Origin of the sequence: Mesorhizobium sp. WSM4935 (assembly GCF_029625735.1) — a bacterium.
Classification (GTDB): Bacteria; Pseudomonadota; Alphaproteobacteria; order Rhizobiales; family Rhizobiaceae; genus Mesorhizobium.
Window position 1 is genome coordinate 35,342 of record NZ_JARTVR010000007.1, and the last position, 19,714, is coordinate 55,055.

A 19,714-nucleotide genomic window follows, 5' to 3' on the forward strand; every position below is an offset into this window, starting at 1 on the left:
TCAGTTCCTTTCCCTCGCCTCATGCATCAGCAACGCCGCCTCCGTGCGGTTGCGCACGTTGAGCTTGGCGAGCACCCTGGTCATGTGATGCTTGACCGTCTTCTCCTGCAGCGACAGCCGGGCGGCAACCTCCTTGTTGCTCAGCCCCTCCGCGACCAGTTTCAGGATTTCGGCCTCGCGGCCGGTGAGCTGGCTGAGCGGATCGGGCTTGCTGCCGGTGGGCTGCAAAAGGTCGGAAAGCAGCCTGGCCGAGAGGCTCGGCGATACGTAGCTCTGGCCGTTGGCGACGTCGCGCAGGATCTCGGCCAGCGCCTTGGAGCCGACGCCTTTCAGCACATAGCCGCGCGCGCCGGCCTTCAGCGCCTGGGCGACGTCAACATTGGTCTCCGACACGGTGAGCATGACGATCTTCTGGTCGGGCATCGTTGAAAGAATGCTGGCGAGCGCGTTGAGGCCGCCGCCCGGCATGCTGATGTCGAGCAGGAGGATATCGGGCGTGCTGGCGCGCGCGAGCCTTTCGGCGTCCTCGGCGCTGGCGCCTTCGCCCACGAGTTCGAAGCCGCCTATTTCGCCCAGGCTGCGCGCCACACCCTCGCGAAACAGGGGATGGTCGTCGACTATTGCGATGCGGATGGACGTGCTCACGGTTGCTCCTCGACAGACAAAGTGATCACCAGTCTTGTTCCTCCCGGGCCGGTCAGCGTTTCGAACTGTCCGCCTATGCTTTCGATACGTTCCCTGAGTCCCGCAAGCCCAAGGCCTTCGCTTCGGGCCGGATCGAAGCCGGGGCCGGTGTCCACAACCTCGACGAGGAGCTTGCCGCCTTTCGTCGTGGCCCTGACCTGCTGGCCCTTGCCCTTGCCGTGCCGGAAGGCGTTGTTCAAGCCTTCCTGCACGAAGCGATAGATGCTGATCTTTTCCGAGGTGCCGAGTTCCGGCAAGCGCTCGGGCAGGGTCAGCAACACTTTGGTGTCTGTCCGCCGCTCGTGCTCGGCCACCGCGAGCCGCAAAATGTCGGCAATGGCCTGCGTCTCGATCTGCGGCAGCACCAGCCCGTTGCAGATGCCGCGTATCTCGCGCATCGCTTCGCCGAGCGTCTTGTGGATGCCGGCGATCTCGGCCTCGCGCAGCGTGCTCGATGTGGTCGGATCGACCAGCACCGGGCTGTCCATCCTGAGCGCGGCGAGCGCCACCAGTTGCGCCGGCCCGTCATGCAGGTCGGCGCCGATGCGCCTCAGATACCGCTCGTTGATGGCGGTGGCGCGGCGCGAGGCGCGTTGCACGCGCTGGCGCAGCGACGAATTCTGCGCCAGAGCCGCCTGCAATTCGGAAACCTTGGCCTCGAGCGCAGCCTGTTGGGTGACGATGGTGCGGCTGCCGCGGAAAACAATGCCGGAGAGAAGCGCCAGCGCCGCCGCCGTGGCGCCCGCCACCACCAGCCATGTCCACAACAGGGCCGAGTGCAGCGATTCCTCGAAGTCGCCCGACAATTCGTAGAATTCGGTCACGGCCACGACCTCGCCCGACCAGGGCTCGCGCACCGGGTTGTAGATTTCGAGCAGCGGAACGCCCATTGACCGCTCCTTGTCGTCTTCCTCGTCTTCGAGCCTGTTGTATTTGACCATGACGTTGCCGGCGAAAGCGGCGATGAGGTTGGCGTTGGGCTTGATCTGCCTGCCAATAAGGGTGGCATCCTTTGAATAGAGAATCGTGCCGTCGTGCCGCCACAGCTTGAACGACACCAGCCTTTTCCCAAGCGCACCCTGGCCGAGCGTCTCGTCCAGCGCCCGCTTGACCGTGTCGTCGAGCTCCCGGCTCTTGCGCATGTCCGGCAGCAGCGGCGCGATCACGCTGTCGACATAGAGTGCGGTGGTCGCGGCGGAATTATGCATGACGCCGTCACGGATCTGCGATGTCACCCACAGCCCGACCACGAGCATCACGGCCAGCAGGCCGATACCGCCCGCGATCACGAATTGCCAGGCAAGCGAGAGCCCGCCCCAGATTCGTGCAAGACGTTTTAGATACCTCCCGAACATCGGCACCGCTCACCCGCCCGTCCAGGAGAGTATAGGTGAGGGCAGGCAATTGCGACACCGACCTTGGTCCGTGCCCGTAGGGAAGGTTAATGGCCGGCGATTTGCCGGCCGTATCGGCGGGCGGCTCCGATTCGCAGCCAGGGAAGGCTGCTCTGTTTCACGAGGCCAAAAGCCCGCGCCGCTCCTGTTGACGGGTAAGACGCGGGCCGATTGCCACCTGATTTGGATCATCTCTTGCGGCTCTGCGACGCCGAGACAACCATCATTAAGGCCCGAGGTCCATATCAAAAGACTTATCCTCCGGCGAATACGGCGCCAAAAGGCGGCCTATGCCGGCCGTCCAACAGTCGCCTGTCGTTCATTGTGGTCCCAATTATGTGGCGGTCCACCCATCGGATAACGCCGCTCGCACCCCGCGCCCCTGCTGGCTGCTCCGTGCCGGCATAAGCCGCTGGAGACGCAGCAAGATTTGCCCCCAAAAGAAGTCATGGCCAAGCTGTTGATGGGGCGAACAACCGCCGTCTATATAATCAGCTGAAACCTTGCGGATCTTGGCAACGCATTATGGACGCCGGTACAAACAAGCAAAAAAGTAATCAGCGGTTGTCGATCTTTGAACTTGAGGCGCTGCGGGAAGCTTTCAGGCAGTCTGTCCGTGAGAACGATGTCGCGGAAGCGGAATGGGCGCAGCACGCCGAGCTTTTCGTCAAGAAAACATCGCAAAAAGGCGGCCGTCTTACGCGGACTTGACGGGTCGGGCGCTCTGGCGCCGAATGGCTTTCATTGGCCGGCCGGTCGGACCATTGCGCTGGCGCATAGGACCTCGGCAACAATTGCCGGCGCAAAGGGAAGCCGACACTCTATCCTTGCGCCGGCTCCCCCCAAGGAAATCCAATGGTCGGCGCTTCAGCCCGGCTTGCCTGTCAAAGAGCCGTACTCTTTTACCGCCAAGGCAAGCCGGGCTCCGCAGCCGCCGGTCTGGCGCGCTCCCACGCTCGATACCGCTCGAGATAAGGCGCAAACTTAAAATGCTTGCGGCGCCGACATTGTAACGCATGGCGACCGGGGCACTTCCCTCGGACAGGGGACGCGTCAGGACGGGCGGCGTCCGATCCTTCTCCTTCGACGGAACGAAGAGCGGGCAAGCGCGTTTTCTGCCGCGATGTCGAGGATCATTCATAGTCACAGGGCTGAAAGCCCTTTTCAGGCCTCGGTTGCCGAGGCTGAGCGCCTGGCACGCGCGGAAAAGAACGCCAGGCTGAAGGACCTTCGCACCCACGCTTCGTGGCTGGTGCTCGATCCGCAGGCGCACTTCCATGAGGAGATCGATTGTTCGGCGTTGCTCGGCGACTTGCCGATCCGAAAGGTCATCCGCGAGGGCTAGACTTTTGCGGCTTTCAGCCCCAGGCCGCCTGTAGCCGGGCGGCGCCATCTTCGCGCGATATTTCGACCAGCCGCGCGATCGCCCATGGCGTCATGAGCGCGAAGAAAGCCGTGACATCGAGGAAGATCGACCACGCCAGATCAAACCCGCTGTGGTCGTAGCAGACTGCGAACTCCATACGCCTGACCCCTTTTTGACCACCCGTTGCGCATGTCACTTCACGCGTTCCGCTAGCATGATCCTCATTTGCATCAATTACAAGTGATAGCTAATTCAGCTGTTGGGTGAGGCGTCGCTAACGTATGCGCAAGCATGCCGGCTGAAGTAGCTAGGCCGGCTTCGGCCAGCACAGCCAGGTGAGCGTCAGCGCCGCCAGCGTCCAGAGCGCGATCATGAAGGCGAGCCCGGCCTTGCTCACCGGCTTCTCGCGTCGCATGGCCTCTTCGCGGAATTCCCCCATCAGATCGGCCGGGACCAGCTTGACCGCGAGCATGATGCCGACAGGCACGATCAGCAGGTCGTCCAGGTAGCCGATGATCGGGATGAAGTCCGGAATGAGGTCGACAGGGCTCAACGCATAGGCCGCGACGGCACCCGCGGTGGCTTTTGCGTACCAGGGCACACGCGGATCGCGGGCGGCAATCCAGAGCGCCACCACGTCGCGCTTGATCTTGCGCGCCCACTGCTTTGCCGCATCGAGCATAGACATGCCGCTTATATACGGCTGCGCTGGTCTCCAGGCCATTTGGCGCTCAATGGCTCGGCCGCTCAGGCGCAATCCTTCAATTCCACAACCTCGACGCCGAGGCGGAAAGCCTGGCCGTCGGCATAGGAGCGCGCATGCTGCTCGGCTTCGAAGGGGAAGGTGAGCGTCGTGCCGTAGGCGGTGACGCGCACCGTCCACTTCTGGCCCCTGACGAGTTCAACGCCATGAAGCTTCGCCGTAACCATCTCGTCCTCCTCAGATGCGGCACTTCAGCGACATCCGCATAACGTCGCGAAAGTAATTTGAATACAAATAATCCGACCAAATCGTGTCGTTGCGGCGTCGATTCCGACATTTGGCCGTTTGCGTCCGTGAAATGGTTCACCGACAGCAGCGCCTTTTTGCTGCCGGGCCGCAAAGGGGGCGGGACGGCCTGCCTGGAACCGCGACGGTCCCGGCCGGGTTAGAGTCCTGGTTCACAAGGAGGCCGCCATGATCCGCAAGCTGAAATCTGGCGAATATCGGCTCTATTCGCGTAAGGTCGATCCCAGGACTGGCAAGCGCCGCAATCTAGGCACCTTTAAATCGCGCGAAGCCGCGGAAAAGCACGAACGCGAAGTGCAATATTTCAAGCGCCATTAGGCAGCTTCACGATTTGGCGCGGCCCAAAGGGGCACGCGAAGAGGGGCCGCGACCCGCTCGTTCAGCCATGTGGTGTCGGCGGCGTGCGTGGGCGCAGGTGGCCAGGCACATTGGAGCCGATATGGTCGAGGTCGCAACGTCGCGTGATCATCTCGACCGACTTGGTGTCGACGCTCACGCGCCCCAGCACCTGCACGGTCGTGCGGCCGAGGTCCTCATCGACATGGACGACCTCTCCCTCGAACCTGAGCTTGTCGCCCACCTTGGCGTTGGGCTCGACCATCGAATAATTATGGCTATCGCCGTCGAGCGTCAGCATCACGCGGTCCTTGACGCGCTCCATCACCGTCGCGACCACCGCGACCCTATCCCCTATTTCCACAACGGGCCGTATCATTTCGGCCTCCTTTCTGCTCCGTGCGGTTGTTGGCCGGAGCCAATTGGCTGGCGACACGGCTGGTGCCGGCACCTGCTGAAATAAACGGGAAAACAAGTGTTTGGTTGCCTCCGGGCTGCCGGCCGCCGCGGTCCGGCCGCTCACATGAAGCAAGGATTTCGCGGCAGATACTGCATGGAGTCGCGATGGCCGGGTGATGCCATCAACGGCATCGGAAAGGTGATGCGCATGTGGTGATCGGCCGCAAGACCGAGCGCGCTCGCGCATATGCCTTCCGTCTTGCCCCCGATTGCTGTGGCGCGGAACCACGCGGGCCGCCAGATGTTGCTTTTGATTACAAACGACACCAGGGATGGCACATGGTAGCGCCACGCGCGGTTTGGAAGGGTTTTTTGAAGGTCGGGTCGGTCTCGTGCGGCGTCAAGCTGGTCGGCGCGACCAGCGAAACCGGAAAGGTTCATTTCAAGATACTGAACCGCAAGGACGGCTTGCCTGTGAAAAGCGCTTATGTCGACGAGCAGACCGGCGATGTCGTCGAGACCGAGGATCAGACCAAGGGCTTCGAGTTGGAAAAGGATGATTTCATCGAGATCGAGCCCGACGAGATCAAGAAGCTGAAGCTTACTTCGGCGCATACGCTGGAGGTCGACGAGTTCGTCGCCTTGGATGACCTCGATACTCGCTATCTGGAAAAACCCTATTACCTCATTCCCGCTGACGGCGCCGCCCTGGAAGCCTTCAGCCTGCTGCGCGAGGCGATGAAGGAGAAGCGGGTCGCTGCAAGGTCCTGCGTGGTGCTCTACCAGCGCGGCCGCGAGGTGGTGATCCAGCCCTTCGGCAAGGGCATGCTTCTCACCGAACTGCGCACCCACAACGAGATGGTTTCGGAGAAAAGCGTCTTCGAGGATCTGAAGTCGCCGAAATACGACAAGGACCTGCTGGAGATTGCCGAGCTCCTGATCGACAAGAAGGTGACGAAATTCGATCCGTCGAAATTCGAGGACACCTATGAAGATGCGCTGATCGCGATGATCGACGCCAAGCGCAAGGGCAAGAAGCTGCCGAAGGCCGAGCCCAAGCCGAAGGAAAACGTCATCGATCTGGCTGCGGTGCTGAAGAAGAGCCTCGCCAAGGAAGGCATCAAGGCGCCGTCGAAAGCGAAGCCGGTCCGCAAGTCTGCTTGATCAAGACTGAGATAATCGTCCAAGCCGGGATCGCCGGGTAATCCGTTCCGTCCATGTGGATCTGCGATGCATCGCTTGCTATATCCTACCCTGGAGGATAGGATAGCGGCATGACGATACACAGCTCCCATCCCGATATCATCGCCCGACTCAAGCGCGCGCACGGCCATCTCGCCGCCGTGCTCACCATGTTCGAGCAGGGCCGCTCCTGCCTCGATCTCGCGCAACAGCTCCATGCCGTCGAAAGCGCCGTGGGCAATGCCAAGCGCGAACTGATCCACGACCATATGGAGCATTGCCTGGTCGAAGGCGGCGAGCCGACCAGGGATACGCTCAAGGAGCTGAAGCAGCTCACCAAATATCTGTGAGGCGTTCGATGTGGGGAAAAGTTCTGGACTGGTTCGGCTTCGGCGCGCATGGACATGACCATGACCATGACCGGCCTGACCATGACGGACATGACCATGGCGGTCATCGCCACGACCGTCACGGACCGCACGGTCACACGCATGGCGTGATCGATGCCACCATCGCCACTACCGATCGCGGCATCTGGGCGATCAAGTGGTCGTTCGCGATCCTGGCGATCACCGCCGCCTTGCAAATCGTCGTCGTCATCGCCTCGGGCAGCGTGGCGCTGTTTGCCGATACCATCCACAATATCGCCGACGCGACCACGGCCATTCCGCTGTGGATCGCTTTCGTGCTGGTGCGGCGCAAGCCCACCCGCACCTTCACCTACGGCCTCGGCCGGGTCGAGGACCTGGCCGGCATCATCATCGTGCTCATCATCCTGGCGAGCGCGCTTGTGGCCGGATATGAAGCCGTCAACCGCCTGTTCAACCCGCGCCCGGTCCAGTTCCTGGGTTGGCTGGCGGCGGCCGGCGTGATCGGCTTCCTCGGCAACGAGGCGGTGGCGGTGTTCCGCATCCGCGTCGGCCGCCAGATCAACAGCGCGGCCCTGATCGCCGACGGCTATCACGCCCGCACCGACGGGCTCACCAGCCTTGCCGTCGTTGCTGGCGCGGTCGGCGTCTGGCTCGGTTACCCTTTAGCCGATCCGGTCATCGGCCTCATCATCACGGTCGCCATCTTCGGCATCGTCTGGCAATCGGCGCGCTCGGTCCTGACGCGTATGCTGGACGGTGTCGAGCCCGGCCTTGTCGGCGAGATTCACCACGCCGCCGAGCATGTCGCCGGGATCGATAAGGTGACCGACGCCAAGGCCCGCTGGCTCGGCCACAAGCTGCATGTCGACGTGGAGATCGCGGTCAATGACGGGCTGCTGCTCGCCGCCGCGAACAATATCGCTGAAACCCTCAAGGCCGAACTGTTCGCGCACATTCCCGCGCTCGACGTCGCCACGGTGCGCTTTGCCGAGCCACGGACGGAAGGCGGCCACCATCATGCGCCCGATCCGTTCCTGGTCTCGGGCAAGCTGGCCAGCGGTCTGCTCGAAATCGTCGACACGCCGCAAGGCGAGCGCATGCGGCTGCGCCTATCGCGTCACGCCGAGGGTCTGCGGGCGAACGTCGCTATCGAAAGGGCGGACGGTGCGGTCGAAAGCCTGCCGCTGTCGCCGGTCGGCGGCGATCACCACTATCTGCAAAGCTTGGTCGCCCCGGCCGAGCCCCACGAGTTCAGCGCCAGGCTGCAACTGGTTGCGGGTCCCGACAGCGAGGATCTGCCTTTCGCCATGGCCGAGCCGGAAGGGCATCACCATGAGCACGCGCATGCGTAATGTGGGCGGCATTTGAGTGCCGGCGCGAATCCAACTGACGTTATCGCGACACAGGGCGCGCAGCGCAGATGGTCTGCCTTCCGCCTCGCAGCTCGGCTGTTCGACGCCAAACGGACCAACGTAGCTGCCCTTCGGAATCACGAAACGACCGCGTGAAAGTCAGCTGCCCGTCCTCGAATCCGGGAGCCGGACAATGGCCAATGCTTACGCCGGTGCGCAGCGCCCGGCTAGGCTGTGCTGGTCCGCGGCCCGCCGAAGATCACCCAACTGGCCCCGATCAGCGCTGCAATGGTCGCAAGGAGCACCGCCAGGCTCGGCAGGTGGAAGAACATATCCCGCCAGCGTGGTTCGACGACCGCGCCGGTGCTGAAGGCCTCGCCGCTATACTGGCAAAGGATCCAGGATGCGCCGCTGCGCACCATCTCGGCATCGATGTCGGAGATCAGAGCCTTGGCCTCGCGCTCGGCTGACGGCATCGTCGCCATATGGGTGAGCAGCGCCTTGGCGGTGGCGAGATAGGCGTGGCTGCATTCGTTGAACGGGCTTTCCTCGTCGCTAAGGCTGCCCGGCATCAGGCCCCAGAGGCAGTAGGTGAACTGCAGATTGCCGTGATTATAGAGCCGTCTGAAGGTCGGATCGGTCGCGGTCTGGCGCTGGGCAAGGTCCAGGATATCGCCGCGATAGCGCGCGATCACCGCCATCTGGCCGTGGGTCAGGCTGGGGATCTGGATGCCCGGGGGAGGCGGGGCCGAGGACCCGTTATGCGCTTGCGCGGATGTGGCCAGAATGACCAGCAGGGTAGTCGCCAAAAAGAAATTGGCCGCCAGGGCATGAAACCATGGCGGCCAACGCATCGGATTTCAGGCGTAGCGGCGCGTCGGGGTGCGCTGGTCGCGCACTGCGACCACCCGCTCGGCAACAGCGCCGAAGCCGAGCCCGACGACGGTCCACAGCACCAGCTGGATGCCGAGCGAGGCGATGCGGAACTGCCAGAGCACCGTCGCCGAGAAGTTCTCCGGCACTTCGTTAATGTCCGGCAGGGCCGCCTTCACCAGCGCGAAGACGACGAGGAAAGCGAGGCCCGCGACGATCGAGGCGTTCCAGGCGCCGAGCCGGTTCCATAGCCGCTGCGCCAGGCCGACCGCCGCCACCATCGCCGCGATCGAGACCACGATCATGATGAAGAACAGCTCGGTGCGGTAGCCGATGGTCTCGGCATTGCCGACCGCCGGCGGGTTCGCGGGGTATTTCAGGCTGGGAACCACGATCACGGCAAGGAAGCCGAGCAGCGCGATGAGTGCCGAAGTGCCGCGCGGACCGAGCGAGCCCAGGCGGCCATAAGCATAGGCGAAGACCAGCGAGAACAGTCCGCCGAGGGCAGCGCCATAGACCAGCACGCCGGTCGCCAGGCCAATGCCGGCTTGCGTGGCGCGGCTGACCATCTCGGGTTCCGGCGTCTCGCCGGCGGCCTTGGCCTGCTGTTCCTCGAAGGCGATCGCCTGGTCGACCTGCGGCTCGCCATAGACTCGGGCGAAGGCGAATGCCAGAATCCCCGCAACCAGCCCGACAAGCATGCCGCGCAGCAAAAGTTTTCCAACCATGTTCAAGAACCCTTTGTCGAAAGCGGGTTCAGCGATGCTGAACCGCTTCAGTGGCAGGGGAGGCCCAGCAGGTGACGGCCGTCATGCACGAATTCGTGCACCGCCGTGCCGCGGATCAGCGAGGTGGCGCCTTCTTCCGCACCGACGAAATAGATCGCCATCATCAGCGTCAGGCCCGCGAAGATGGCCCAGGGCAGAAGCTCGCGAACCGGAATCGCAACCGGACCGTAGCTGGGGGCGAAGGTGGTGTCGGACATATTGACCTCCCGTGGGATACTGCGTCCCGTTGATCGAACAATGCTGCGGAATAAGGCCTGACTTTCGGCTGGTGCCGATCACAGTGGCGCGACCGTGCCGGATTCGCACCGGCTTCCAATCCCGTATAGCGCTAAAACACTTGTCAGCACTTCGTTCGCCTGTCAACGACATGTAATGGCCAACGCGGCTTCGCGCGGCCGAAATTTCACTGGGCCACGGAGTTTTGGGATGCTCGCCCGCCTGACGATGATCGCAAGCGGCGCGACGCAGGCCACGCGCAAGGGCCGGTTTCCGAACGACGAGGCGCTGGAGCCGCGGGCCCTCGATCGCGCCGGCTCGCTGGCCGCTTCGCTGCGCCGCGCCGATCGCGTCTGGACAAGCCCGGCGCTTGCCGCGCGCCAGACGGCCGACGCGCTCCGCCTCGAGGCAACCGTCGAGCCGCTGCTTGCCGAGCAGGATTTCGGGCGCTGGGCCGGCAAAGGTTTCGAGGAGGTGCAGGCGGAAGATCCGGAAGGGATGGCGGCTTGGCTTTCCGATCCGGACGCGGCACCTCACGGCGGCGAATCGCTTGCCGCGGTCGCCCACCGCGTCGCGGCGCTGATGGAGCGCCTGGCCGGCGCAAGCGGCCACACCGTCGCGCTCACCCATGCCGTGCCGGTCCGCGCCGTCATGGTGCATGTGCTGGGCGCGCCGCTCTCCGCGGTCTGGAAAATCGACATCGAGCCGCTGTCGCTCACCGAATTCCGCAGCGACGGCCGCCGCTGGGTGCTGCATGCGAGCGGCATGGTCGTCGGCGCGAAATAGCCCGGGAAAGCGCTTACCTGACGACGAGCGGCCGCCGGCGAAGACGAACTTCGCCATTTCAGCGATCGCTAACGGAACGGAAACGCCTGGCTGCTATGGTGCTGTCTCGCGGCGAGGAGAGCCTTGCCCGAGGAGACCGTCGCCTATGGCCGATTATCCCGAGATCGAGCGCCGTCTTCATGTACGCGAATTCGTGCTCAAGGAGGCCACCATCATTGCCAATGGCGTCCGGATCGGCTGCTCGCTTAGGAATCAGCACGAGCAGGGTGCGGAATTGCGCGTGGCCGCCGACATGGACGTCCCGGAACGCTTCCTGCTCGAGGTTCCGGCCGACGATACGGCCTATCGCGCACTGGTGCGGTGGCGGCGCAACGACCGCGTCGGCGTGGCGCTCTACAGCAACGCGCCGAAGGACTGACGCTCAAAGATAGCGGCGCACGCTCGCCCTATACGAGCGGTAGGATTCGCCGAACTTGCGCTCCAGATAGGCTTCCTCGCGCAGCACCACGCCATAGTGCAGGATGGGGAAGCTCGCGATGAGGGCGATGACGGCCCACCAAGTGTCAAACAGCAGGCCGATCCCGAGAAGCAGCCCCATCAGGCCGACATAGAGCGGATTGCGGGTGAAGCCGAACGGACCGCTGGTGACGATCGCGGTGGTCGGCAATGTCGGATTCACATTGGTGCCGCCGCGCAACATGGTCGAGCGTCCCCAGGCGATGATCGCAATCGCAAGTGCGGTCACCACGATGCCGAGCACAATGGTGAGCGGACGGCCGCCGATTGCCAGCGGTCGGACATAGCGCAGCGCCAGCATCACGATTAGCGCCACGAGAAAGAGCAGCGGCGGGAACACCGCGACCCCCGGATTGTCCGCTTTGTCGCCCATGGCCAATTTCGCCGGTCCATAGCCAAGCGCCACCGCAGTCACTATGCACTGCCGCGCGTCACTCAGCAATTCGTGGTTTGATCCTGCCCCAGGGGCAAAGTGCGGGGACGCAGTCGCGGTGCGCGTTCATGGCTGCCGGTCAACGGGGAATCGTGCATGAGCGGGACAGCCGTTTGGGTGGCGCTGATAGCCATCGTTCTTGTGGGCCTCTATTTGTTGCAGGCCAATGGCATGATCCGGTTCTGAAGCAACGGCGGCGCGCGGCGTATTCGCAAGGTCAACAACAGCCGCTTGCCCCGCAGCACGGCTGGCTTGCAGCCTTCTGTTCTTTCAGCCAGCGGTCGCGCGGCTTGCAGCTTGCCGGCAGTGGCGTCAGCTCGACCTCGATGACGTCGCCAACAATCCTTGGCTGAGCCGCCCGGTGCAATTCCATGGGGCGGACGCCGTCGCTGACCTCGAAGGTCAGCTTCGCCGCCCCATCAAGAGCGACATGGTCCGAAACTTTGCGAATGATCGCGGTAAACTTGCCGGCCGGCATATGCACGGGTCCGCCTTCGTCCACGTCCCATAGCTGGACGAAGATTTCCGACCATGATTCCGGATTTGCTTCGCAATCCAGCGCCGCGAACTGTCCCGCCTTCACCTCGGTGACATGGTAGCCTGGCTTCACCGGTCGTCCGTCGTAGCGGAACACCAACGGTCTGTCCTTGTGATCGGCCAGCGCGCCCAGCAGGTCGCCAATGGTCAGGTCGGAGGGGTCGATCGCGGCGACGTTTTTCCGGTTGTCAGAAGAGAGCATGTCGGCTATTCCTCATTCATCATTTCAATATTTCAAGGATTATTGAAACGTGGATGAACGTCAAGCCCTGATCGCCTTTGGCGCGCTGTCGCAGGATACACGCCTGCGCCTTCTGCGATTGCTGGTCGTTGCCGGACCGGAAGGCATCGCTGCTGGCTCGCTCGCCGAACAGGTCGAGGTCTCGCCGTCCAACGTCAGCTTCCATCTCAAGGAATTGGAACGGTCTGGTCTCGTGTCCGCGAGGCGTGATGCCCGCTCGATCGTCTACAGCGCCGAGTACGATGCCCTGTCCGGGCTGATCCGCTTCCTGATGGAGGATTGCTGCTCGGGTCGCCCGGAAATCTGCGCGCCGGCGCTTGCGGCGCCTTGCTGCGCGCCGGGCGAGGGGACCCGGCAATGATCGTCACGCCCGTTGCACAATTCCCCGTTGCCGACCCTAGGGCTGACCAATGAACACTTTTGACCTGTCGCGCCGGTTCGTGGCTGAAGCCCTGGGCACTGGCCTCCTGGTAGCAACCGTGGTCGGCTCCGGCATCATGGCCGAGACGCTGACGCACGACACCGCGCTGGCGCTACTTGGCAACACGCTCGCGACCGGCGCCATGCTGGTGGTGTTGATCACCGTCCTTGGCCCGATATCCGGCGCGCATTTCAATCCCGCCGTTTCGCTGGTGTTCTGGCTAAACGGGTCGCTGCCAGCCCGCGATTTTCCTGCTTATCTCCTCGCGCAGTTGGCCGGCGGCATTGCCGGCACGATGGCGGCGCACCTCATGTTCGCCCTGCCGATGCTGGAGGTCGCAACAAAGCTGCGTGCCGGACCGGCTCAGTGGTTCTCGGAAGTGGCCGCGACATTCGGCCTTGTCGCCGTCATTCTCGCCGGCCTTCGTTTCGAGCGGCGGGCCGTGCCGTGGCTGGTCGGGCTCTACATCACGGCAGCCTATTGGTTCACGGCGTCCACGTCTTTCGCCAATCCCGCCGTCGCCGTGGCGCGCTCGCTCACCAACACCTTCTCGGGCATCAGACCGGTCGATCTGCCGGCCTTCATCGCCGCCCAACTGCTCGGCGCGCTGATCGCGCTCGCGCTGATGGGCTGGCTGCTCAAGCCCGAAACCGTTGAGCAACACCAGCCAATGAAAGCAGAGCCATGACGGTTACGATCTATCACAATCCCGCTTGCGGAACCTCGCGCAACACGCTCGCCATGATCCGCGCCAGCGGCGAGGAGCCGGTGGTGATCGAATACCTGAAGACGCCACCGAGCCGCGAACGCTTGCTCGAACTGATTGCGGCAATGGGGATCTCTGCGCGCGAGTTGTTGCGGGAGAAAGGGACCCCTTACGCTGAACTCGGCCTTGCCGATCCGAAATGGAGCGACGACGAGCTGATCGATTTCATGCTCGCCCATCCGATCCTGATCAACCGGCCGATCGTCGAAACGCCGAAAGGGACAAAACTCTGCCGACCGTCGGAGGCGGTGCTGCCACTGCTCGACGATCCGGTGCGCGAATTCGTTAAGGAGGATGGCGAGAAGGTCGCCTATTAGTTAGGCGGGGCCAGATGCTTCATGAAGTAGATAGACGCCCTTGGTTTGCCGAATGGGTCCACGAAATGATGCGGCACGACGCCGACCTCCTGCCAGTTCATCCGCCGATAGAGCCGTTCGCTCGCTCCGCCCTCCGCGGTGTCGAGCAGGAGCAAGGAGCGGTTTCTCTTCCTTGCCTCCTCTTCCACTGACGCCATAAGTGCCGAGCCGATGCCTTGCCGCTGGAAGTCTCGATGAACGAGAAGCTTGTAGACCTCCGCCCGGTGCTGCGCATTCGGCTCCGTCGACAGATAGAGCTGGACGGTGCCGACGAGGTTGTTTTCGACAAAGGCGCAGATAAGGAGGCGTTCTTGCTCCGCCACGGATCGGAAGATGCTCTGCCAGTAGGATCGCGCTTGCTCGGTGCCAAACGGCAGGACGAACCCGACGAGCGCCCCATCCTCGATACTCTGCATCAATATCTCGGCAAGGGCGCCGAGCTGCGCTTTTGCCTCGGCCTCGTCGATTACCGCGATACGCATTTGCTCTCCCGCTCGAGCCTCGACAGATAATGGGCTTTGAGCAATCCGTGAAGCCCGAAGCGTCTGCAACAGCCGAGCACAATCGCCATGTCCTCGTGTCGGCCCTCGGCCTCACGCAGATCCTCGCCTGGGGATCATCCTATTATCTACCCGCGGTGCTTGCCACGCCTATTGCCGAGGACACCGGCTGGTCGCTCGCGTCGGTCGTTGGCGGGCTGTCTTGCGGGCTTCTGCTTGCCGGCCTGGTCTCTCCCGTCACCGGGCGGCTGATCCAGCGCCATGGAGGCCGGCCCGTGCTTGCTGCGAGCTCGTTGCTGCTGGCTGCCGCGCATTCGCTGCTGGCGACGGCAACTGCTTATCCCTTTTACCTGATTGCCTGGCTGCTTATGGGCTTGGGCATGTCGAGCGGCCTCTACGATGCCGGCTTCGCGACGCTCGGGCGGCTTTATGGTCAGGGCGCGCGCGGCGCCATCACCAACCTGACGCTGTTCGGCGGTTTCGCCAGCACCGTCTGCTGGCCGCTCAGCGCCTTTCTTGTCGAGCATGGCGGATGGCGTACCGCCTGCCTCTCCTATGCGGCGATCCACCTCGCGATTTGCCTGCCGCTCCACCTCCGGATAATACCGCCGCCTCCACCCGCGGCGCCCGCGCCAACGAAAGACAGATCGAAGGAGGCGTCGGCCACGGGCAGAGCTCGGACACGCTTCATTCTGCTGGCTTGCATCCAGACATTGGCCGCGATGATCGCATCCATGCTCTCCGTCCACTTGCTGACGCTGCTGCAATTGCGCGGCGTGGGCTTGGCGGCCGCCGTCGGCCTCGGCGCATTGGTCGGCCCGTCACAGGTCGGCGCGCGGGTGTCGGAGCTGCTGATCGGCCGCAACCGGCATCATCCGATCTGGACGATGCTGACCTCCGTATCGCTGCTCGCGGCGGGAATCTGGCTGCTCCTGGCGAGCCAGAAATTCGTTGCCCTAGCTTTGATCCTTTACGGCGCCGGCAACGGCATCCACACGATCGCGCGCGGCGCGCTGCCGCTGGTGCTGTTCGACCCGCAGCAGTACGCAGCGCTGATGGGCAAGCTCGCGACGCCCGGCCTCGTTGTCCAGGCAGCAGCTCCTTCCATCGGAGCGCTGCTTCTTGGCACAGGCGGCGGCAATCTCGTCCTGATCGCGCTCGCGGTCGCCGCTACCGTCAATGTGGGGTTCTGCGTCTGTCTCATCGCGACAGTACGCCGATAGTCCCTTCACCTCGCCAGCGCCGACGCGCCGTACTTTACATTTTTGTAAATTGCCCTCGGCGGTTAATTCGCGATACGGCTCGCCAGCGGTTCGGCTCGGTTATCCGCGTGATGGGCACTTCCGGATGAATGGGCCGAGCCGAATTCAACTTGGGAGAACGCTATGATTCGCAAGGTTCTGGTTGCAGCTTCGGTTGTTGCGCTTTTCAGCATGCCGGCATTTGCGGCCACACAATATTGGGTGGCAAAGGACGCCACCAGCAAGAAATGCTCGGTGGTTTCCACGAAACCGGACGGCAAGAAACTGACCGATGCCGGGACGAAAGCCTACACGTCCCAGGCCAATGCCGAAAAGGCGCTGAAGATGCTCAAGGACTGCAAGTAAGATTGCTGTCCTAGAATTTCCGCCCGCCTCGGCATGCCGGGGCGGGTTTTTTGCGCCGGGACTGCCGTCAGCGAAAACCTTCTCGGAGCGCTGCTTTTGGGCGTGGGCGGCAATGCGGTCTAGGCAAAGCTAGCGCTCGCGGGCAACGCTCAATTGGGGGGTCTGTATTTGCCTGCCTGCGCCGTGCGCCGCTGATCCTCGGAGCGGCTCAGCGGATGCGAGATTGGTGTGAAGCGGATGCGGCAGGCGATGGGCGCCGGCGACCCTATTTGCCGCACCGCGCAAAAAACCCGACCCGGCAATTGCCGGATCGGGTTCTTCTCATTCATTTCACAATGGTGGGCTTCTGCTTCAGTCCCGATGCTCCGGCATCGCCTTCAACTGGTCCTTCGTCCAGCTGGTGACGGCATGCACGTCGCCGTCCTCGTCGCGCATGAAATCGAGCTGGCTGGCGGTCACGGCCACCGGCTTGGCGCCGATACCGAGGAAGCCGCCGACATCGATGACGACCTGGCTGCCATGCAGGTGGTCGACCGAGCCGATCTTTTCGTCGTCGGGCCCGTAGATGGTCGCGCCTTCGAGGATGTCGGGCGTGAGCTCGGCATTGGTCAGTCTTACGTGGCTGGTGTGGTCCATGACGCATCTCCCGTGGTTGTACAGGGGATGAACCTCCTATCGGGCCGAGGGTTCCGCCGACGGAGCGAAAAGCGAGCGCCGCTCAGTGAAGCGCCGCCCATCCCGTCACGACGACGAGCACAAGCGTGACCAGCGCGCCCGAGACATAGAGGATCGTCCTGACATTGCCGCCCTTGGCGGCGTTTCCGCCACGCAGGTAAATCACCATATGGACGAGGCGTATCGCCACGTGAATCCAGACAAGCACGGCGAGCGTCACCGGCCCGACGCCGACCATCATCGCCAGCACCACGGGCACGACGAAGGGCGCCAGCGCCTCGACCGAGTTCATGTGGACGCGGTCGATCCGGTAGAGCGGGTTATCGTCGTCGGCCGGAATGACCGGACCCGAGAGCTTGCCCGCGAATCCCTTGGACGAGCCGGAATAGATCGCCAGCGCCACCGATAGCAGGCAGAGCGCAAGCACGCCGAGAATGCTCAACCAATAGGCTTCCATTTGCTGCGCTCCTTCCAATTGCTGTCATGCCGGCCGCGCCGTTCGGTATTGCGTGGTGCTGTCAGGCCGCCTGGGCAAAAAGCGCCTGGTATCGCTGCAGGTAGAGCGGCCAGCCCTGATCGCTATCGACTCCGCCGCGCACGCTTTCCCAGCCCTGGCCGTGGCGCTCGATATGGCGATGCTCGATTTCGACCCTCGTCCGGTCTTCCGCCTCGGCCGTGAAGCGGACTTCCCACTCGCTGGTCTTGGCCAGGTCGGTTTCGATCTGCCAGCGCGGGCTGATGTCCCAGCTTAGGAGCAGCCGGTTCGGCGGCTCGTAGGCAAGCACCCGCGCGAAGCGGCACTCCGAGCCGTCGACACCACGGTCATAGACATGGCCGCCGACCCGCTGCTCAAAGATCGTTTCGGCGATCGGGACGGCGAGCAGATTGTGCTCGCGCGGCTTGAAGCTGCCGAAACCCTCAGTGAACACCTTGAAGGCGCGCGCGATCGGCGCCGCGACGACGACGGAATGTTTCACGGGCGCGGGTGCCGGCTGCTTGATCATGTCTCGTCCTCCGTCGGCTGCTCGACAATTTGCGTGTAGGCGGCAAGCGTTTTCACCCAGAACTGGTCGATCTCGGCCCGGAAGGCCGCGAGGCCGTCCGGGTCGATCCGGTAGATGCGCTCCTTGCCCGAGCGCGTGTCCGCCACCAGCCCGGCATCCTTGAGAACCTTCAGATGCTGCGAGACCGCCGGCCTTGTCACCGGCAGCACGTTGGCGAGTCCGCTGACCGAACTGGGTCGGTCGACCAGCAGTTCGAAGATCGTGCGCCGCGTCGGGTCGCCGAGCGCTGTCCAGTATTTCGCGTTAGTGGCCACTAACGCGAACCCTAGGGCGGTGCGTCTGCCCTGTCAACCTGCATAGTGAGTGGCACCCATGTGGCCGGCCCGATTGTCGCCGGTTTTGTTGCGCGGTTTCTGCACATATCCGACATCATCCGGGCGACAATTTCGGCCAGCTTCTTGCTGGTGTGGGCCTGGGGGAAATTCATTGCGCAAGGCAATCTCGACCGTCGTTATCCTGTTGCTGATCGTCCTGATTTCGGGCGCATGGTTCCTCTGGCAGAGGAGCGGCGCCTATGGGTGGAACGTTCTTCTGCGCCGGGGCGGCAGCTACTGGATCACCGTTGCGGCCGACGATGCGCGGCTCTCGCCGTCGATGCGGCTTGCCTTGCAGCCGGCAATCCCTGACGCCACCGCCGGCGCCGGCGCATGGAAGCAAGTGGAACTTGGGTTTGAAGCCAGGGAGGTACCTGTTGTCGCGGGCGGGCAGGAGGTCGACCGCCTTTATCTCAACCGCTTCGATCCGGCCAGATTCCGCTTCATTGCCCGCAACGAGCCGGGCGGTACGAAAGACATCGACCAATGGGAAGCCGCACTTCACGCAGGTGGCCAGGGCGGCACGGTGCTGATCGTCAATGGCAGCTATTTCGGGCTGAAAGGCGAAGCCGACACGCCCCTGGTCAGCATGGGCGAAAGGCTCGGCCCGAGCGACTATGATGCCAAAGCCGGCGCCTGGGTCGCCAACGCGTCAGGCACGCATGTCGTAGATCTTGCCGGGCGCGACTGGCGGGCGGTTCTGGACGGCGCCGAAAATGCAATGGTGTCCTATCCGCTGCTGATCGGCGAGGATGGCGGCAACGCAGTACGCGCAAAGAGCAACTGGCTGGCCAACCGCACCTTCATCGCCGAAGACCGTCAGGGCCGCATCATCGTGGGCTCGACCAAGGACGCCTTCTTCTCGTTGGACAGGCTGGCGACCTTCCTGCTGAAAACCGACCTCGACATCAAGACCGCGCTCAATCTCGACGGCGGCCCCATCGCCGGTCTCAGCGTGCGCTCGGACAGCTACCGCCTGAAGCATTATGCGAAGTGGGAAGCCCAGGTGTCGGAGGGCAAGGTCTCGCTGCTGCAGGCGCCGAGGGACGTGCCCTGGGGCATGCCCGTCGTTCTCACCGTGGAACGCAAATAGAGCGTCTTGGGCTTGTCAACTGCGCCGCTTCGCCTTGAGACTGCGCGCCGCCTCTTCGATCGCCGCGCGGTCGTTGCCCAGACGATCGAGCAGTTCCTGCGCCTCATCGCCCGAAATGCCGGTGCGCACGGCAAGCGCCTCCACCGTCTGCACATCCGCGCTGTCGATCTCGCGCGTTTCGGGTAGCGCGTCGTCCGCCGTCAGCGGCAGGGCCGCCTCGCGGTCGATCTCCAGTTCGGCCTGATGCCAGTGCCGTTCGTGATTGCCGAGGATGCCGCCCTCGCGTTGAAAGATCTCATAGGCGCGCTGCCTGATCTTCTCGGTCCGATCGTCGTCCATCGCCGTTCCTCCTTGCGTGTCGTAAGAACGCAGGACAGGGCGGAACGATCCGCGTGGTTCGCGAAGTGATCGCCGGCACTATCGGGCACCGCGCGG

31 protein-coding genes and 1 riboswitch are annotated in these 19,714 nt (G+C 63.4%); of the genes, 14 read left to right on the forward strand and 17 right to left on the reverse strand.

The window, feature by feature from the left end; genetic code table 11:
- Positions 1-645 (reverse strand): response regulator, encoded by a 645-nt coding sequence (locus P9273_RS17580; RefSeq protein ID WP_041001673.1) that lies wholly within the window; start codon positions 643-645, stop codon positions 1-3.
- On the reverse strand, positions 642-2,039 hold the full coding sequence (locus P9273_RS17585) for a sensor histidine kinase (protein ID WP_041001671.1): 1,398 nt from the start codon (positions 2,037-2,039) through the stop codon (positions 642-644). Before P9273_RS17585 ends, P9273_RS17580 begins: the two co-directional genes overlap by 4 nt.
- A gap of 564 nt (positions 2,040-2,603) precedes the next feature.
- Here P9273_RS17585 and P9273_RS17590 point away from each other — a divergent pair.
- Both P9273_RS17590 and P9273_RS17595 read left to right on the forward strand, forming a co-directional pair.
- Positions 2,604-2,789, forward strand: coding sequence for a hypothetical protein (locus P9273_RS17590; RefSeq protein WP_041001669.1), 186 nt, complete (start codon positions 2,604-2,606; stop codon positions 2,787-2,789).
- 412 nt (positions 2,790-3,201) lie between these two features.
- Positions 3,202-3,423 carry a hypothetical protein gene (locus tag P9273_RS17595; protein ID WP_278050046.1) on the forward strand — a complete coding sequence of 74 codons (222 nt, stop codon included), beginning with the start codon at positions 3,202-3,204 and terminating at the stop codon, positions 3,421-3,423.
- A gap of 13 nt (positions 3,424-3,436) precedes the next feature.
- Here P9273_RS17595 and P9273_RS17600 read toward each other — a convergent pair whose 3' ends face one another.
- From P9273_RS17600 to P9273_RS17610, 3 genes are all read right to left on the reverse strand, one after another.
- Entirely contained in the window at positions 3,437-3,601 is a 165-nt protein-coding gene (locus tag P9273_RS17600) for a hypothetical protein (RefSeq protein ID WP_278050047.1), read from the reverse strand.
- A gap of 150 nt (positions 3,602-3,751) precedes the next feature.
- Positions 3,752-4,132, reverse strand: coding sequence for a YkvA family protein (locus P9273_RS17605; protein ID WP_278050247.1), 381 nt, complete (start codon positions 4,130-4,132; stop codon positions 3,752-3,754).
- A gap of 59 nt (positions 4,133-4,191) precedes the next feature.
- Positions 4,192-4,374 (reverse strand): hypothetical protein, encoded by a 183-nt coding sequence (locus P9273_RS17610; protein WP_041001663.1) that lies wholly within the window; start codon positions 4,372-4,374, stop codon positions 4,192-4,194.
- Positions 4,375-4,621: 247 nt separating this feature from the next.
- Here P9273_RS17610 and P9273_RS17615 point away from each other — a divergent pair, with 247 nt between their 5' ends.
- Positions 4,622-4,771 carry a hypothetical protein gene (locus P9273_RS17615; RefSeq protein ID WP_095770090.1) on the forward strand — a complete coding sequence of 50 codons (150 nt, stop codon included), beginning with the start codon at positions 4,622-4,624 and terminating at the stop codon, positions 4,769-4,771.
- Between the two features lie 61 nt (positions 4,772-4,832).
- Here P9273_RS17615 and P9273_RS17620 read toward each other — a convergent pair whose 3' ends face one another.
- A complete protein-coding gene (locus tag P9273_RS17620; RefSeq protein ID WP_278050048.1) occupies positions 4,833-5,168 on the reverse strand; it encodes a hypothetical protein in 336 nt (111 codons plus the stop codon).
- Between the two features lie 359 nt (positions 5,169-5,527).
- Here P9273_RS17620 and ku point away from each other — a divergent pair, with 359 nt between their 5' ends.
- The 3 genes from ku (at position 5,528) to P9273_RS17635 (ending at position 8,093) form a co-directional block, all read left to right on the forward strand.
- Positions 5,528-6,352 (forward strand): non-homologous end joining protein Ku, encoded by an 825-nt coding sequence (gene ku, locus P9273_RS17625; RefSeq protein WP_278050049.1) that lies wholly within the window; start codon positions 5,528-5,530, stop codon positions 6,350-6,352.
- A 110-nt stretch (positions 6,353-6,462) separates the two neighbouring features.
- The gene (locus P9273_RS17630; RefSeq protein ID WP_040973109.1) at positions 6,463-6,720 is read left to right on the forward strand and encodes a metal-sensing transcriptional repressor; all 258 of its coding nucleotides are present in this window, start codon (positions 6,463-6,465) and stop codon (positions 6,718-6,720) included.
- 8 nt (positions 6,721-6,728) lie between these two features.
- A complete protein-coding gene (locus tag P9273_RS17635) occupies positions 6,729-8,093 on the forward strand; it encodes a cation diffusion facilitator family transporter (protein WP_278050050.1) in 1,365 nt (454 codons plus the stop codon).
- Positions 8,094-8,320: 227 nt separating this feature from the next.
- On the opposite strand, the gene P9273_RS17640 is transcribed toward P9273_RS17635, so the two are convergent.
- From P9273_RS17640 to P9273_RS17650, 3 genes are read right to left on the reverse strand one after another with little or no spacing between them, the layout of a single operon-like run.
- Positions 8,321-8,902: a hypothetical protein gene (locus P9273_RS17640; protein ID WP_278050051.1), complete on the reverse strand. Its 582-nt coding sequence runs from the start codon at positions 8,900-8,902 to the stop codon at positions 8,321-8,323.
- A 51-nt stretch (positions 8,903-8,953) separates the two neighbouring features.
- Positions 8,954-9,694, reverse strand: coding sequence for a CbtA family protein (locus tag P9273_RS17645; protein ID WP_278050052.1), 741 nt, complete (start codon positions 9,692-9,694; stop codon positions 8,954-8,956).
- Positions 9,695-9,741: 47 nt separating this feature from the next.
- Positions 9,742-9,951: a CbtB-domain containing protein gene (locus P9273_RS17650; RefSeq protein ID WP_278050053.1), complete on the reverse strand. Its 210-nt coding sequence runs from the start codon at positions 9,949-9,951 to the stop codon at positions 9,742-9,744.
- A riboswitch (adenosylcobalamin (AdoCbl) riboswitch) is annotated at positions 9,952-10,095 on the reverse strand. It abuts the gene before it with no gap.
- An 85-nt stretch (positions 10,096-10,180) separates the two neighbouring features.
- Here P9273_RS17650 and P9273_RS17655 point away from each other — a divergent pair.
- Together P9273_RS17655 and P9273_RS17660 are read left to right on the forward strand one after the other, a co-directional pair.
- Complete coding sequence (locus P9273_RS17655; protein WP_278050054.1) at positions 10,181-10,756, forward strand: histidine phosphatase family protein; 576 nt, start codon at positions 10,181-10,183, stop codon at positions 10,754-10,756.
- A gap of 145 nt (positions 10,757-10,901) precedes the next feature.
- Complete coding sequence (locus P9273_RS17660; protein ID WP_278050055.1) at positions 10,902-11,174, forward strand: PilZ domain-containing protein; 273 nt, start codon at positions 10,902-10,904, stop codon at positions 11,172-11,174.
- Positions 11,175-11,177: 3 nt separating this feature from the next.
- On the opposite strand, the gene P9273_RS17665 is transcribed toward P9273_RS17660, so the two are convergent.
- Positions 11,178-11,645: a methyltransferase family protein gene (locus tag P9273_RS17665; RefSeq protein WP_041001652.1), complete on the reverse strand. Its 468-nt coding sequence runs from the start codon at positions 11,643-11,645 to the stop codon at positions 11,178-11,180.
- A gap of 277 nt (positions 11,646-11,922) precedes the next feature.
- A complete protein-coding gene (locus tag P9273_RS17670; protein WP_278050056.1) occupies positions 11,923-12,444 on the reverse strand; it encodes a DUF6428 family protein in 522 nt (173 codons plus the stop codon).
- A gap of 49 nt (positions 12,445-12,493) precedes the next feature.
- On the opposite strand from P9273_RS17670, the gene P9273_RS17675 reads away from it, so the two are divergent.
- Genes P9273_RS17675 through arsC form a run of 3 tightly spaced genes read left to right on the forward strand, consistent with a single transcriptional unit; the run spans position 12,494 to position 13,987 of the window.
- Positions 12,494-12,844, forward strand: coding sequence for an ArsR/SmtB family transcription factor (locus P9273_RS17675; RefSeq protein ID WP_278050057.1), 351 nt, complete (start codon positions 12,494-12,496; stop codon positions 12,842-12,844).
- A gap of 49 nt (positions 12,845-12,893) precedes the next feature.
- A complete protein-coding gene (locus tag P9273_RS17680) occupies positions 12,894-13,592 on the forward strand; it encodes an MIP/aquaporin family protein (protein WP_278050058.1) in 699 nt (232 codons plus the stop codon).
- The gene (gene arsC / locus P9273_RS17685) at positions 13,589-13,987 is read left to right on the forward strand and encodes an arsenate reductase (glutaredoxin) (RefSeq protein WP_278050059.1); all 399 of its coding nucleotides are present in this window, start codon (positions 13,589-13,591) and stop codon (positions 13,985-13,987) included. Before P9273_RS17680 ends, arsC begins: the two co-directional genes overlap by 4 nt.
- Here arsC and P9273_RS17690 read toward each other — a convergent pair.
- Positions 13,984-14,508, reverse strand: coding sequence for a GNAT family N-acetyltransferase (locus P9273_RS17690; RefSeq protein ID WP_278050060.1), 525 nt, complete (start codon positions 14,506-14,508; stop codon positions 13,984-13,986). The genes arsC and P9273_RS17690 overlap by 4 nt on opposite strands.
- 47 nt (positions 14,509-14,555) lie before the next feature.
- Between P9273_RS17690 and P9273_RS17695 the strand changes: the two genes are divergently transcribed.
- Entirely contained in the window at positions 14,556-15,749 is a 1,194-nt protein-coding gene (locus tag P9273_RS17695) for an MFS transporter (RefSeq protein ID WP_278050061.1), read from the forward strand.
- A 162-nt stretch (positions 15,750-15,911) separates the two neighbouring features.
- Complete coding sequence (locus tag P9273_RS17700) at positions 15,912-16,133, forward strand: hypothetical protein (RefSeq protein WP_041001641.1); 222 nt, start codon at positions 15,912-15,914, stop codon at positions 16,131-16,133.
- Between the two features lie 351 nt (positions 16,134-16,484).
- On the opposite strand, the gene P9273_RS17705 is transcribed toward P9273_RS17700, so the two are convergent.
- From P9273_RS17705 to P9273_RS17720, 4 genes are all read right to left on the reverse strand, one after another.
- The gene (locus P9273_RS17705; protein ID WP_040980340.1) at positions 16,485-16,769 is read right to left on the reverse strand and encodes a hypothetical protein; all 285 of its coding nucleotides are present in this window, start codon (positions 16,767-16,769) and stop codon (positions 16,485-16,487) included.
- Between the two features lie 82 nt (positions 16,770-16,851).
- Complete coding sequence (locus P9273_RS17710; protein WP_278050062.1) at positions 16,852-17,265, reverse strand: MAPEG family protein; 414 nt, start codon at positions 17,263-17,265, stop codon at positions 16,852-16,854.
- A 61-nt stretch (positions 17,266-17,326) separates the two neighbouring features.
- Entirely contained in the window at positions 17,327-17,812 is a 486-nt protein-coding gene (locus P9273_RS17715; RefSeq protein ID WP_278050063.1) for an SRPBCC family protein, read from the reverse strand.
- On the reverse strand, positions 17,809-18,126 hold the full coding sequence (locus tag P9273_RS17720; protein ID WP_041001634.1) for an ArsR/SmtB family transcription factor: 318 nt from the start codon (positions 18,124-18,126) through the stop codon (positions 17,809-17,811). The genes P9273_RS17715 and P9273_RS17720 overlap by 4 nt, the downstream gene beginning before the upstream one ends.
- Before the next feature lie 172 nt (positions 18,127-18,298).
- Between P9273_RS17720 and P9273_RS17725 the strand changes: the two genes are divergently transcribed.
- Entirely contained in the window at positions 18,299-19,279 is a 981-nt protein-coding gene (locus P9273_RS17725) for a phosphodiester glycosidase family protein (protein ID WP_278050064.1), read from the forward strand.
- Between the two features lie 15 nt (positions 19,280-19,294).
- On the opposite strand, the gene P9273_RS17730 is transcribed toward P9273_RS17725, so the two are convergent.
- Positions 19,295-19,618, reverse strand: a complete 324-nt coding sequence (locus tag P9273_RS17730; protein ID WP_278050065.1) for a DUF2934 domain-containing protein — start codon at positions 19,616-19,618, stop codon at positions 19,295-19,297.
- Between the last annotated feature and the right edge of the window lie 96 nt (positions 19,619-19,714).